Here is a 14385-nt window from a genome sequence, read left to right as displayed (position 1 = left end):
CTTCTTATCTTTGTTAATTTGAGCGTTATAATGAAAACTATACCTATACTGACATAAAAATATATATAAATCATATTTTTACATAACAAAAAAAGCCAGTTAAACTGGCTTTCGCTTATTGCTGCTCTTGTTTGTTTTCTTCTTTAGCAGCTTCTTTTTCTTGCTCTTCTTTTAGCAATACTTTTCTAGATAGATTAACACGACCTTGCTTGTCAATCTCGATAACTTTAACCGTAATTACGTCACCGATTTTTACAACGTCTTCTACTTTGCCTACACGCTCAAGTGCAAGTTCAGAAATGTGAACTAATCCATCTTTACCGCTGAATAATTCAACGAAAGCACCGAATTTCTCAACACGTTTCACTTTTCCTTCGTAGATTTCACCTACTTGTACTTCGCGAACGATATCTTCGATAATTTTCTTAGCTTTGTCGTTCATTTCTTGGTTTATTGAAGAAATGAATACTGTGCCATCTTGCTCGATGTCAATTTTAACGCCAGTTTCTTCAATAATTTTATTGATTTGTTTACCGCTCGGTCCGATAACGTCACGGATTTTATCTGGATTAATTGTCATTGTAATAATCTTTGGAGCGTACGCTGATAATTCAGTGCGTGGCTCTGGAATAACAGATAACATATGATTTAGAATGTGCACACGACCAACTTTCGCTTGTTGTAATGCCTCTTCTAAAATCTCACGAGATAGACCATCGATTTTAATGTCCATTTGTAGTGCAGTTACACCTTGTGCTGTACCTGCTACTTTAAAGTCCATATCACCTAAATGATCTTCCATACCTTGAATATCAGATAAAATTGTGTAATGCTCACCAGTTTTAACTAGACCCATTGCAATACCTGCAACTGGAGCTTTAAGTGGAACACCAGCATCCATCATTGCTAAAGTACTACCACAAATACTTGCTTGTGAAGTAGAACCATTTGATTCTAAAACTTCAGATACAAGACGTACTGTGTATGGGAAATCTTTTTCAGATGGAATTACAGGCTCAAGTGCGCGTTCTCCTAGTGCACCGTGACCGATTTCACGACGACCTGGTCCACGCATTGGTCTAGTTTCACCAACACTAAATGATGGGAAATTGTAATGGTGCATAAAGCGTTTTGATTCTTCTACACCAAGACCATCTAAAATTTGCACATCGCCTAATGCACCTAATGTACAAATACTTAATGCTTGTGTTTGTCCACGAGTGAACAAACCAGAACCGTGTGTACGAGATAAAATGCCAACCTCTGATGCTAATGGACGGATTTCGTCACCTTTACGGCCATCTGGGCGGATTTTTTCAACTGTAATAAGACGACGTACTTCTTCTTTTACAATTTTATATAAAATCTCATTTACTTGTCCTAATGTATCAGCGTCAGCTTCCTGCGCTTCGTAATGCTCAATAACACGCTTTTTCACTTCGTTAATTGCATCTTCACGTGCATGTTTCTCATGTACTTGAATTGCTGAATGCATATCTTCTTCAGCCATTTCACGTACAGCTTGGTTAAGATCAGCGTCAACTTCATAAAGTTTCACTTCTGATTTCTCTTTACCTACAGCTTGTACAATCTCTTCTTGGAATGCAATTAGACGTTTAATTTCGTCATGACCAAACATAATTGCTTCTAACATTGTTTCCTCAGGCACTTGATCTGCTCCTGCTTCAACCATGTTAATTGCATCTTTCGTACCAGCTACAACAAGGTGAATATCACTTTGTTCTTGCTGTTCTACTGTTGGGTTGATAACGAATTCGCCGTTAATACGACCAACTGTTGCACCCGCGATTGGACCTTCAAATGGAATATCTGAAATCGATAACGCTAATGAAGAACCAAGCATAGCTGCCATTTCAGAAGAACAATCTTGATCAACACTCATTACGATGCTGACAACTTGTACTTCGTTACGGAAACCATCTGCGAAAAGTGGACGGATTGGACGGTCGATTAAACGACTTGCCAAAATTGCTTTTTCACTTGGACGACCTTCACGTTTAATGAAACCGCCAGGAATTTTTCCGACTGCATATAAACGCTCTTCATAGTTTACTGTAAGTGGGAAGAAATCTACATTTTTTGCTTCTTTTGATGCAGTTGCTGTAGATAGAACCGCTGTATCGCCATATCTTACTAATACTGCTCCGTTCGCTTGTTTTGCAAGCTGACCAGTTTCAACTGTTAGCTGGCGACCAGCTAAATCTATCGAGAAGACTTGCTTTTCTTGACTCATTTAAGTACCCCTCTCAATTTAAAGTATTCAATTCTTCTATGTAAATGGATAGTATATCACAATATTCTACCTCTAGTATTGCCTAAAATTAAGTAAGCTATAAAGCGTAGAAGATATATTTTTACCTAACAAAAAAGCGGGAATATTCCCGCTTCTTTGACTATCGACGTAAGCCAAGCTTTGTGATTAATTCACGGTAACGTGTGATATCGCTATTACGAAGGTAAGTTAGTAAGTTACGACGTTTACCAACCATCTTTAATAGACCACGACGTGAATGATGATCTTTCTTGTGAGTACGTAAGTGCTCGTTTAGAGTGTTAATTTGCTCCGTTAGGACAGCAATTTGAACCTCTGGAGAACCAGTATCAGTCTCATGAGTTCTAAATTGTGCAATGATTTCATTTTTACGCTCTTGTGTTAAAGCCATCCTATTTCACCTCCTATTAATTAAACCCCCAATTACCTAGCAAGCGTCGGTGAGTCGCAATGCCAAGCAATGGTTGTCATAAAGTACATAACATAGAATACTACTTTTCATTTGAAAAAGCAAGTATATTCTTTTCGCTCACAAAATATTCTTGGGCTGTTTTCTTATCTTTTGCGATTTGTTCAACTAACTCATCAATACCGTTGAATTTCTTTTCTGCTCTTATACGCATATGCCACTCTACTGTAACATTTTGATCGTATATATCTTTGTTAAATTCAAATAAATGCACTTCAATTGATAATTGACGCTCATCTTCTTTAAAAGTCGGTTTATATCCAATATTACATACACCATCGTACCATTCATCGTGAACTTTTAATCTCACTGCATAAACACCTACAGGTGGCAATAAATACTCATCACTTAAACCTACATTAGCTGTTGGAAAACCAATTTGACGTCCACGTTTGTCGCCGTGTATAACTGTTCCCGCTACAGTATAGGCTCTACCTAAAATCGATGGAATTTGCTCCATTTCGCCATTTCGAATTAACTTTCGTAATGCTGTAGAACTTACTTTCTCTTCTTGAAATTCAACTTTTTCAATCACAGTCTGTGTAAACTCCCCTCTTGCATGAAATGGTAAAGTCTCCATCTTTCCTTTTCCTAAACGTCCATATGAATAATCAAACCCTGCTACTACATGCTTTACATTTAAACCAATAATATAATCATCTACAAATTGTTGCGGTAATAACCCTGCAAATGATTCATCAAATTTAATTACATATAATATATCGATTCCTAAGCTTTCGACTATTTTTTCTTTATCGCGCATCGGTGTAATATACTCCACATGCGCATCCTTTTTTCCTAAAACAACAGATGGATGAGGATGAAATGTCATAACTGCACTTTTATATCCTCGGTCGTCCGCTATTTTTTTCGCAGTTCGAATTACACATTGATGTCCTAAATGAATGCCATCAAAAAATCCTAATGCCATTACAGTAGGTGGTAATTCTAATTTATTTTGTTCATGTGGATGAGTTAAATGAATAAGTTTCACGCTTGAATTCACCTTTTTCTGTAATAATCCTTCCAATAATTCATTATAGCTTTAGTTCTTGATTATTCACAAGTACTTTCATCGGCTTTAACATACCAGGATGTTTCGGATGATGTTCATAAATTGCTAAGCAACGATCATTTTTATCAAACACTGTAATAAATGGTGCTGTTATTTCTAATTCATTTTTTAAGAACATACCATTCTTTATTTTCTCTGCTTGCTTTTCATCTACAACCATTTTTGGAAACTTACTTAATGCTTCATCAATTGAAATGAAGATAGACTCTACTGTTCCATTTTGCACGTTTTCTTCAATTTCTTCAAATGATATGCAATCTTCTAATAAAAATTCACCAGATGCCGTTCTTATAAGGTGCGACATATGTGATGGGAAACCAAGTTTTTCCCCGATCATTACAGCTAACGTTCTTACATATGTTCCTTTACTACACGTTACACGGAAACGGAATGAAATATTTTCTCCTTCAAAAACTTCACGATCATCAAGTAATATGAATTCATGAATTGTAATTGTACGAACTGGACGTTCCACCTCTTGCCCTGCTCTTGCATATTCGTATAATTTTTTCCCGTTTACTTTTACAGCCGAGAACATTGGTGGCATTTGTTCAATCGTGCCTGTTAATTCCGCAAGGACTTTCTCTACTTCCTTACGAGTAATAGTACGATCTACATTTTTCGTTTCAACAACCTCACCAGAAGCATCTTCAGTTGTCGTTGAAAACCCTAATGTTACTTCACCTTCATATGTTTTCGTTTCACTTGTTAAAAATTGTGCAATTTTCGTTGCTCTTCCAACGCAAATTGGTAATACTCCTGTTACATCAGGGTCTAATGTTCCCGTATGACCAATTCTCTTTTCTCGCAATATCTTTCTTAATTTAAATACACAATCATGTGATGTCATGCCTTTTGGCTTATGTAATAATACTACACCTTCCATATATGTTCACCTCATCATAATTCTCTCGTAGTAAATATCCAAAACTTATTTTGCATTGAAAAAATGGATAGACAAATGTCTATCCATTATTCTTCACGTTTACCGTCTTTATTAATTTCATGTAAAAGTGTATCAATTCGATGACCATATCCGATAGACTCATCAAACTCAAAGGTAATTTCTGGTGTTTTACGAAGACGAATACGTTGGCCAATTTCTGAACGAATAAAGCCTTTTGCCTTCGCTAAACCTTTTAAAGTATTTTCTTTCTGTTCTTCATCACCTAAAACAGAAATATATACTTTAGCAATTTGTAAATCACCACTCACTTGTACATCAGTTACTGTAACAAATCCAATACGTGGGTCTTTAATTTTACGACTGATAATGTCGCCTAATTCTTTTTTCATTTGCTCGCCCACACGGTTCGCACGTAATTTCATAACTCTTCACCTCATTCAATACCATTCCAAATGTGTTATTGTACGTTCAATTTCAGGAAATGAATCGATGTACTCAAGTACACGATTCATTTCTTTCTCACAGATAACACGATTTGAGGATACGGAAACAATTGCAATTTCTGTACGTTGCCATACATCTTGGTGCCCAACTTCAGAAACAGCTACATTATAGCGCTGTTTTACACGAGTTAACACACGTTGTAAAATTGCACGTTTCTCTTTTAAAGAATGCACATCGTAAATCATACACTCGAATGAGAGTGAAGCGATAATCATCGCTTCACTTCTTCCATAATGTACGCTTCAATGATGTCCCCTTCTTTAAGATCATTATATCTCTCAATTGTAATACCACACTCATAGTTTTGTGCAACTTCTTTTACGTCGTCTTTGAAACGTTTTAACGTATCAAGTTGTCCTTCGAAAATTACTACGCCGTCACGGATAATACGTACGCCACTATCACGCGTAATTTTACCGTCTGTTACGTAACAACCTGCGATTGTTCCAACTTTTGTTACTTTAAACGTTTGACGAACTTCTGCTTGACCGATTACTTTTTCTTCGAATTCTGGATCAAGCATACCTTGCATAGCTGCTTCAATCTCTTCGATTACTTTATAAATAATACGGTGTAAACGAATATCAACGTTCTCTAATTCAGCTGTACGCTTCGCGTTCACATCTGGACGTACGTTAAATCCAATTACAATTGCATTAGATGCAGAAGCTAAAATGATATCAGATTCTGTAATCGCACCTACACCAGTGTGAATGATTTTAACTTTTACGCCTTCAACATCAATTTTACGAAGTGATGCTGCCATCGCTTCAACAGAACCTTGTACGTCTGCTTTTACGATTAAGTTAATTTCTTTTACATCGCCCTCTTGGATTTGTTGGAATAAATCTTCAAGGCTTAATTTAGATTTCTCACCACGTTGTGCAACTAACGCTTCTTGTGCACGTGATTCACCAATTTGACGAGCTTTCTTCTCATCAGCAAATGCCATGAAACGATCTCCAGCCTGTGGTACTTCGTTTAAACCAGTAATTTCAACAGGAGTTGATGGACCAGCAACTTTTACACGACGACCAATATCACTTACCATTGCACGAACACGTCCGAATGAAGTTCCAACAACGATTGGATCTCCAACTCGAAGCGTACCATTTTGAACAAGTAATGTCGCGATAGTTCCTTTACCTTTATCAAGCTGTGCTTCGATTACTGTACCAGTTGCATAGCGGTTTGGATTTGCTTTATATTCTTCTACTTCACTTACAAGAAGGATCATTTCTAGTAAGTTGTCAATGCCTTCGCCTTGAATTGCAGAAATTGGTACGAAAATAGTATCTCCGCCCCAAGCTTCTGGAACTAATTCATATTCAGTTAGTTCTTGCATTACGCGATCAGGGTTTGCAGCTGGTTTATCCATTTTATTCACAGCAACAATAATTGGTACTCCTGCTGCCTTCGCATGGTTAATTGCTTCAACCGTTTGTGGCATAACACCGTCATCCGCTGCAACAACAAGGATTGTAATATCCGTTACTTGTGCCCCACGAGCACGCATCGTTGTAAATGCTGCGTGACCAGGTGTATCTAAGAATGTAATCTTCTTATCGTTTACTTCAACTTGATATGCACCGATATGCTGAGTAATTCCACCCGCTTCGCCTGCAGTTACTTTTGAGTTACGAATAGAATCCAGTAATGTTGTTTTACCATGGTCAACGTGTCCCATGATTGTAACTACAGCTGGACGTTCTTTTAAGTTCTCTTCATCATCTTGCTCATCAATGAATGTTTCAAACTCAGTCTCGCTTACAATTACTTCTTCTTCTACTTCAATACCGTAGTCGTTAGCAATTAACTCAATTGTATCTTTATCCAAGTCTTGGTTAATTGTTGCCATAATTCCAAGCATGAAGAGCTTCTTAATAATTTCAGATGGCTCTTTGCTTAATTTTTTAGCAAGATCTCCTACTGTAAGGCTTCCAGAGAAAGTAATTTTATCTGGTGTTTCTACAATTTGAGTTTGTTGTCTACCAGCAAAGTTCTCTTGACGTTTGTCTTCGTTTCCTTTGCCTTTTTTCTTTTTCTTATTGCTGTTCTTTTTACTGCGAACAACTTTTTCTTCTACTTCAAACTCATCTGCAACAGAAGGTTTTTCAGTTTGATATTCATTATCTAATTTATTTACTACTTCATCGTCTAACATTGTCATATGATTCGAAACCTCGATATTCATTTCTTTTAGTTTTGTCATAAGATCTTTACTTGAGATATTATGTTTTTTTGCATATTCATGCACTCGAATTTTACTCATACCTTCACCCCCGGTAATTTGTATCGAGCATGCTACGCAGCTTTTTCGCAAAGCCTACATCTAACACAGCTACAACGACTCGCTCATCTCTCCCAATCGCATGCCCTAATTGTTGTCGATTTTCGACCTTTCTCATTGGTACGTTGTAGTACGTAGTTTTATCTGTGATGCGTTTTGTAGTATTTACTGACGCATCTTCAGATAGCAATACAAGTTTTGCTTTGCCACTTCGTACTTCTTTTAAAACGAGTTCTTCACCCGAAATAATTTTCCGAGCCCGGTTTGCTAGTCCTAAAAACGATTTCCAATCGGACACTTATTTCGACTCCTTCTCAACAAGCTCAAGAAGCTCTTCATATAAAGAACCGTCGATTTTCGCTTTTAGATGATGTTCCAAAACATTTTTCTTTTGAGCTTGAAGAATGCTCTCCTTGTCCTTCGACAAGTAAGCACCTCGTCCTGATTTTTTCCCAGTTAAATCAATGGACACTTCTCCCTCTTTGGAACGAACAATGCGAACGAGCTCTCGTTTTGATTTCATTTCTTGCGTTGCAACACATTTTCGTAACGGAACTTTTCGATTGCTCATACTCATCACCTCTATTCGATTTCGTCTTCCACTGAATCGAATCCAAATGCGATTACCCTATCTTCTTCTGTTACAATACCAAGTTGTTTCGCATCAGACTCACTCTTAATATCAATTTTCCAGCCTGTTAATTTAGCTGCAAGACGTGCATTTTGTCCACGCTTACCGATAGCTAATGATAACTGGTGGTCTGGAACAACTACTGTTGTCGCTTTTTCTTCTTCATCTACAAGTACTTTAACAACTTGTGATGGGCTTAATGCATTTGCAACATATTCAACTGGATCATTTGACCAGCGGACGATGTCAATTTTTTCACCTTTTAATTCGTCTACAATGCGTTGTACACGTTGCCCTTTTGGTCCTACACAAGAACCAACTGGATCAACATCAGTGTTCTCTGCATATACAGAGATCTTAGAGCGATCGCCAGCTTCACGTGCTACAGAACGAATTTCTACAGTTCCATCATAGATTTCAGGAACTTCCATTTCGAATAAACGTTTTAAAAGACCAGGATGTGTACGTGATACGTAAATTTGTGGTCCTTTTGTCGTTTTTTCTACTTTCGTAATGAATACGCGAATACGATCATGTGGTTTGTATTGCTCATTAGGCATTTGCTCACTTACAGGTAATAAAGCTTCTACTTTTCCTAAGCTTACATAGATGAAACGAGCATCTTGACGTTGTACAATACCTACCATAATATCTTCTTCACGGTCACTAAACTCAGAGTAAATAACACCGCGCTCTGCTTCACGCACTCGTTGTGTGACAACTTGTTTTGCAGTTTGTGCTGCAATACGACCAAAGTCTTTTGGTGTTACTTCAATTTCTAGTACGTCACCATCTTGGTAGTTTGGATTAATTTGTCTTGCTTCCTCTACAGAAATTTCAAGACGTGGATCAAACACATTGTCTACTACGTCTTTACGTGCTAAAACTTGAATTGTTCCCACTTCTGGGTTAAAGCTCACACGAACGTTTTGTGCTTGATTAAAATTGCGCTTATAAGCAGAGATTAAAGCTGCTTCAATCGCATCAATAATAATGTCTTTGCTAATGCCTTTTTCAGATTCTAATACGAGCAAAGCATCTAATAACTCAGTGCTCATGAAGATCCCCCTTCTAACTAAAACGTAACAGCAAGTCGCGCATTTGCGACTTTATCCATCGAAATTTGGATTTCTTTTTTACGTGTTTTAATTGTTAATAATAATGTTATTGTTGTACCATCGTAAGAAAGCAGTTTTCCTTCAAACATCTTTTCACCATCAATCGGCTCATATGTTTTAATTGCCACTTGTTTTCCTACCGCTTGCTGGAAGTCTTTTTCTTTCTTTAATGGGCGTTCCGCTCCAGGAGATGATACATCCAAAAAGTAAAGATGAGGAATTGGATCCTCTTTATCTAAAGCTTCGCTTAAACGTTCACTTACCGCACCGCATTCTTCAATGTCGACTCCCTTTTCAGAATCGATGAATACGCGTAAGAACCAGTCTTGTCCTTCTTTCACATACTCTACATCTACAAGTTCAAGATTTAACTCTTCAACGATCGGCTGCGCAAATGCTTCTACAACTTCTGTGACTTTCTTATCCATAAACAGCCTCCTTCCTGCCGTCATGTACCATTTAAAAGAAGAAGACCCCGCCACTTTAAAAACGGTCTATCTTATTCTTTCTCGTTAGCTAACAAAAGCCCCTGCTGTTCAGCAGGGATTATCTGTCTTAGTATTACCAAATTTAAGAAGTAAAACTTGTAACAAAATATGTATATACGACAGAAATCTTTTACCTATCTACGTAGAGAAAACATAGATAGTAACACGAAAGAGTGGGTTTCCCCACTCTTTTCTTTACACAATATACATGACATGGTTATCTCGGTTAATAGTATATCATAGGAAATGTTGATTTGCAAAGACTTTTCCTACCTACTAGAACAGTGATAACTGGTTTTGATCCGGTAAATCTCCTAAACAACCTTGACTATCTAAATACTCAATAATTGTTTTCGAGACCTTACTACGCTGCTGCAAGTCCTCTTTTGATAAGAAGTCTCCATTTTTACGTGCTTCCACAATACTTAAAGCTGCGTTTGTACCAAGACCAGGTACCGCATTAAATGGAGGAATTAATGTGTCTCCATCAATAATAAATTCTGTTGCATGTGAGCGGTATAAATCCACCTTTTGGAATGAGTATCCTCGCTCACACATTTCAAGTGTCATTTCTAGTACTGTTAATAAACTTTTCTCTTTCGGCGCTGCATCCAATCCTTTTTGAGCAATTTCATCAATTCTTGCACGTATAGATGCTGAACCTTTCGCCATTGCCTCTACATCAAAATCATCTGCACGAACTGTAAAATATGCGGCATAGAATAACAGTGCAAAATGTACTTTAAAATATGCGATACGTACAGCCATAAGTACGTAAGCAGCCGCATGGGCTTTAGGGAACATGTATTTAATCTTCTTACATGAATCAATATACCAACCTGGTACATTATTATTTTTCATGTCTTCTTCCCATTCTTCCGGTACACCTTTACCTTTACGAACCGACTCCATGATTTTGAAGGCTAATGATGGATCTAGACCTTGATAGATTAAATATACCATGATGTCATCACGACAACCGATAACTTCGCTCAGCGTACATGTACCGTTATAAATTAACTCGTTTGCATTACCAAGCCATACGTCAGTACCATGTGATAGTCCAGAAATTTGGACTAACTCTGAGAATGTCGTCGGTTTTGTCTCTTCTAACATCTGTCTTACGAATTTTGTACCAAACTCTGGTATACCAAGTGTACCTGTTTTACAGTTAATTTGCTCTTCTGTTACCCCTAACGATTCTGGACCAGAGAAAATTTTCATTACTTCTGGATCATCCGTTGGGATTGTTTTCGGATCAATACCACTTAAATCTTGTAACATACGAATAACGGTCGGATCATCGTGTCCTAGTATATCAAGTTTTAATAAATTATCATGAATCGAGTGGAAATCAAAATGCGTTGTTCTCCATTCAGCACCAATTGAATCAGCTGGGTACTGTATTGGTGAGAAATCAAAGATATCCATGTAATCTGGCACAACGATAATACCGCCTGGATGCTGTCCTGTTGTACGTTTTACACCGGTACACCCTGCTACTAAGCGATCAATCTCTGCATTTCGAATCGTTAAGTTATGATCATTTGCATAACCTTTTACATATCCGTAAGCAGTTTTTTCCGCAACTGTACCAATCGTTCCTGCACGATATACATAGTCTTCACCGAACAGTACTTTCGTATAGTTATGGGCACGTGGTTGGTATTCCCCGGAGAAGTTCAAATCGATATCGGGCACCTTATCTCCTTTAAATCCAAGGAACGTTTCGAAAGGAATGTCATGTCCATCTTTTACATATGGAATATTACAAGCAGGACATTCTTTATCTGGTAAGTCAAAACCAGAACCTACAGAACCATCATTAAAGAATTCTGATTGCTTACACTTCGGACATACATAGTGTGGTGGTAATGGGTTTACTTCTGTAATTTCCATCATCGTTGCAACAAATGATGACCCTACCGATCCACGCGAACCTACTAGATATCCGTCTACTAACGATTTTTTCACAAGCTTATGTGAAATTAAATAAATTACGGCGAATCCATGCCCAATAATACTTTTTAATTCTTTTTCTAAACGTGCTTCTACAATTTCCGGTAGCTCTTCACCATAAATGCTACGCGCCATTTTATAACTCATATCACGCGTTTCATCATCAGCACCTTCAATTTTCGGTGTGTATAGATCGTCTTTTACTGGATGCACATCACCAATTAATGACGCAATCTTTTGTGTATTTGTTACAACAACTTCTTTCGCTTTGTCTTCACCTAAGAATGAAAAACATTCTAACATTTCATCAGTTGTACGGAAATGTACTGGCGGTAATGAATGTCGATTTAACGGATTGGCTCCGCCCTGCGAACTGACTAAAATTTTACGATACATCGCATCCTCAGGGTCTAAATAATGCACGTTTCCTGTAGCAACAACTGGTTTATCTAACGTCTCACCTAGTTTTACTAAGTTAGAAATAATTGTTTTTAATTGACCTTCGTCTCGAACAAGCTCACGTTCTACTAAATGACGCAACACCTCTGGAGGCATTACTTCAATGTAATCATAGAACTGGGCAATTTCTTCTACCTCTTCAGGTGCCTTTTGCATCATTGCCTCGAACACTTCACCTTTATCACAAGCCGTTCCTACTAAAATCCCTTCACGATATTTTTTTAATAGTGATCTCGGCACACGTGGTACACGGTAAAAGTAATTAAGGTGAGAATATGAAACAAGTTTATATAAATTTTTCAATCCAACATCTGATGTGGCAAGTAACGTCATATGACTTGGACGGCCACGCTTATACGCATCCCCTTGTCCCATGCTATCATTTAATTGATCGTGATATTCAAATCCCTTTTCAATTACGTCTTTCAACATTTTCACAAGTAAATATCCCGTCGCTTCTGTATCATAAATCGCACGGTGATGTTGTGTTAATTCAATATCAAGTTTTTTACACATCGTATTTAATCGATGATTTTTCATTTCTGGGAATAAAAATCGTGCAAGTTCTAACGTATCAATAACTGGATTATTCGTTTTTTCTAGTCCAGCCTTTTTAAAACCTACGTTAATAAAGCCCATATCAAAGCTCGCGTTATGGGCAACAAGTGTATGGTCGCCCATCCATTCCTCAAACTTTTTAAACACTTCGTCCACTTCAGGTGCATCAGTTAACATATCATCCGTAATACCTGTCAATTCAATAATCGTCGCTGATAATGGTTGATGTGGATTTGCGAAAGATTCAAAGCGATCAATAATTTCGCCACCCTTTACTTTTACGGCAGCCAACTCAATGACTGTATCGTATACAGCTGATAAACCTGTCGTCTCAACGTCGAAAACAACATACGTTTCCTCTGCAAGTAAACGATGCGCTTCGTTATACGCTATCGGTACACCATCATTAACTAGATTTGCTTCTACACCATATATAACTTTAACACCAGCCTTCTTCCCTGCAGAATACGCCTCTGGGAAGGACTGAGCCACGGCATGATCTGTAACCGCAATAGCCTCATGTCCCCATTTACCAGCTTGAGCAACAAGCTTAGAAACTGGAGTGACAGCGTCCATTTGACTCATCGGAGTATGGAGATGCAGCTCTACTCGTTTTTCGCCTTCTGGTGCTTTATCTTTACGAGACGGTCCTGTTATTTCATTAATATCATTTGCAATCATTACTAAATCTCGAACGAATGTATCATTTTGAACAGAACCACGCGCTTTCACCCACATTCCTTTTTTCAAGGATTGCAGCATTGGAATATCTTCTTTGTCACGTGAGAACATTTTGATCATAATAGAATCCGTATAATCCGTTATTTTTAAAGTTAATAACGTACGCCCACTACGAAGCTCTTTTGTTTCTACATGGAAGACATATCCTTGAACCGTTTTTCTTCTTTCTTCATCTTGAATTTCTCGCATCGGTGTAATCTCTTCATCTGGCTTAATAAGATACCCGAGTGTAATCGGTCCTTCATACACAACGCTGCTTTCTTCAGCTTGCTTCTTCGCCATTTCTTCCATAGCTTGTATAACACGCTCACGGTCTTCTTGCTGCGTTTGTTCACGAAACTTTTGCATTTCTTCTGTATTTTGCTGTATATGTGTGTCTAACTGAAAACGCGGGAATCCAAAAACTTCGTATTGATCCCCTACTGGTTTCGCAACGTTTTTCTTTAAAGCCGTAGACTCCAGCTCGTTATTTACATTTATTAGCAACTTCACTCCATTCACCTGTGGAAGCTGCTTCTTTAAGTATGCGAACATAGGTGAAAATGTAATTCGTTCCGTACAAAGCGGCCAATACGCCCTCACTTCTTCTTCTGTAAATTGTTTATTCTCTGTTTCTAATGCAAATGTTGTTCTTGCAATATGAGAAAATGATTGCTTAAGCTTTGTTTCTAGCAATTCATATAATTCTGTAGGCAAAATACGTGGCACTTGTAAATCAAAATGCCAACTTTTATTCGCTTTATCAATAACGAGCCTTTCAATACCACCGCCTTGTAAATATTGATTTATAAGGTCGTCTGGTATTTGCAACTGCTGGAGCAAAATTTGAAATCGCTCTTGTTGTTCATTTGTTAAAGACATAAGCACTCTCCTTCCATTTGCTATTATAAATT

General features: G+C 37.7%; 12 protein-coding genes. All 12 read right to left on the bottom strand.

Annotated elements, in window-relative coordinates:
* Window positions 1-115: 115 nt before the first annotated feature.
* The 12 genes from pnp to ACTFRY_RS05390 all read right to left on the bottom strand — a co-directional run bounded on the left by pnp (window position 116) and on the right by ACTFRY_RS05390 (window position 14353).
* Window positions 116-2254 (bottom strand): polyribonucleotide nucleotidyltransferase, encoded by a 2139-nt coding sequence (gene pnp / locus ACTFRY_RS05445; protein ID WP_000076737.1) that lies wholly within the window; start codon window positions 2252-2254, stop codon window positions 116-118.
* A gap of 160 nt (window positions 2255-2414) precedes the next feature.
* Complete coding sequence (gene rpsO / locus ACTFRY_RS05440; protein ID WP_001229392.1) at window positions 2415-2684, bottom strand: 30S ribosomal protein S15; 270 nt, start codon at window positions 2682-2684, stop codon at window positions 2415-2417.
* A 100-nt stretch (window positions 2685-2784) separates the two neighbouring features.
* Complete coding sequence (gene ribF / locus ACTFRY_RS05435) at window positions 2785-3756, bottom strand: bifunctional riboflavin kinase/FAD synthetase (protein ID WP_000766702.1); 972 nt, start codon at window positions 3754-3756, stop codon at window positions 2785-2787.
* A gap of 43 nt (window positions 3757-3799) precedes the next feature.
* On the bottom strand, window positions 3800-4723 hold the full coding sequence (gene truB / locus ACTFRY_RS05430) for a tRNA pseudouridine(55) synthase TruB (RefSeq protein WP_000399348.1): 924 nt from the start codon (window positions 4721-4723) through the stop codon (window positions 3800-3802).
* An 86-nt stretch (window positions 4724-4809) separates the two neighbouring features.
* The gene (gene rbfA / locus ACTFRY_RS05425) at window positions 4810-5166 is read right to left on the bottom strand and encodes a 30S ribosome-binding factor RbfA (protein ID WP_000776437.1); all 357 of its coding nucleotides are present in this window, start codon (window positions 5164-5166) and stop codon (window positions 4810-4812) included.
* Between the two features lie 15 nt (window positions 5167-5181).
* Complete coding sequence (locus tag ACTFRY_RS05420; protein WP_000582363.1) at window positions 5182-5463, bottom strand: DUF503 domain-containing protein; 282 nt, start codon at window positions 5461-5463, stop codon at window positions 5182-5184.
* Window positions 5460-7520, bottom strand: coding sequence for a translation initiation factor IF-2 (gene infB / locus ACTFRY_RS05415; RefSeq protein WP_000036343.1), 2061 nt, complete (start codon window positions 7518-7520; stop codon window positions 5460-5462). Before infB ends, ACTFRY_RS05420 begins: the two co-directional genes overlap by 4 nt.
* 4 nt (window positions 7521-7524) lie before the next feature.
* On the bottom strand, window positions 7525-7836 hold the full coding sequence (locus ACTFRY_RS05410; RefSeq protein ID WP_001286524.1) for a YlxQ family RNA-binding protein: 312 nt from the start codon (window positions 7834-7836) through the stop codon (window positions 7525-7527).
* Entirely contained in the window at window positions 7837-8109 is a 273-nt protein-coding gene (gene rnpM / locus ACTFRY_RS05405; RefSeq protein WP_000071127.1) for an RNase P modulator RnpM, read from the bottom strand. It lies immediately after the preceding gene.
* Between the two features lie 11 nt (window positions 8110-8120).
* Window positions 8121-9227: a transcription termination factor NusA gene (gene nusA, locus ACTFRY_RS05400; RefSeq protein WP_000102603.1), complete on the bottom strand. Its 1107-nt coding sequence runs from the start codon at window positions 9225-9227 to the stop codon at window positions 8121-8123.
* A 17-nt stretch (window positions 9228-9244) separates the two neighbouring features.
* Window positions 9245-9715, bottom strand: coding sequence for a ribosome maturation factor RimP (rimP, locus tag ACTFRY_RS05395; protein ID WP_000359096.1), 471 nt, complete (start codon window positions 9713-9715; stop codon window positions 9245-9247).
* Window positions 9716-10051: 336 nt separating this feature from the next.
* The gene (locus tag ACTFRY_RS05390) at window positions 10052-14353 is read right to left on the bottom strand and encodes a PolC-type DNA polymerase III (RefSeq protein WP_000060005.1); all 4302 of its coding nucleotides are present in this window, start codon (window positions 14351-14353) and stop codon (window positions 10052-10054) included.
* Window positions 14354-14385: the final 32 nt, after the last annotated feature.

It is taken from the genome of Bacillus cereus group sp. MYBK195-1 (genome assembly GCF_051916605.1).
Taxonomy (GTDB): domain Bacteria; phylum Bacillota; class Bacilli; order Bacillales; family Bacillaceae_G; genus Bacillus_A; species Bacillus_A cereus.
Note: the sequence above shows the minus strand (reverse complement) of the source record. Positions and strands in the feature narration are given on the sequence as shown.

Bases quoted from the DNA above. Each gene is read 5' to 3' on its own strand.
- pnp (WP_000076737.1), bottom strand. From the start codon at position 2,254: ATGAGTCAAGAAAAGCAAGTCTTCTCGATAGATTTAGCTGGTCGCCAG.
- rpsO (WP_001229392.1), bottom strand. From the start codon at position 2,684: ATGGCTTTAACACAAGAGCGTAAAAATGAAATCATTGCACAATTTAGA.
- truB (WP_000399348.1), bottom strand. From the start codon at position 4,723: ATGGAAGGTGTAGTATTATTACATAAGCCAAAAGGCATGACATCACAT.
- rbfA (WP_000776437.1), bottom strand. From the start codon at position 5,166: ATGAAATTACGTGCGAACCGTGTGGGCGAGCAAATGAAAAAAGAATTA.
- ACTFRY_RS05420 (WP_000582363.1), bottom strand. From the start codon at position 5,463: ATGATTATCGCTTCACTCTCATTCGAGTGTATGATTTACGATGTGCAT.
- infB (WP_000036343.1), bottom strand. From the start codon at position 7,520: ATGAGTAAAATTCGAGTGCATGAATATGCAAAAAAACATAATATCTCA.
- rnpM (WP_000071127.1), bottom strand. From the start codon at position 8,109: ATGAGCAATCGAAAAGTTCCGTTACGAAAATGTGTTGCAACGCAAGAA.
- nusA (WP_000102603.1), bottom strand. From the start codon at position 9,227: ATGAGCACTGAGTTATTAGATGCTTTGCTCGTATTAGAATCTGAAAAA.
- rimP (WP_000359096.1), bottom strand. From the start codon at position 9,715: ATGGATAAGAAAGTCACAGAAGTTGTAGAAGCATTTGCGCAGCCGATC.
- ACTFRY_RS05390 (WP_000060005.1), bottom strand. From the start codon at position 14,353: ATGTCTTTAACAAATGAACAACAAGAGCGATTTCAAATTTTGCTCCAG.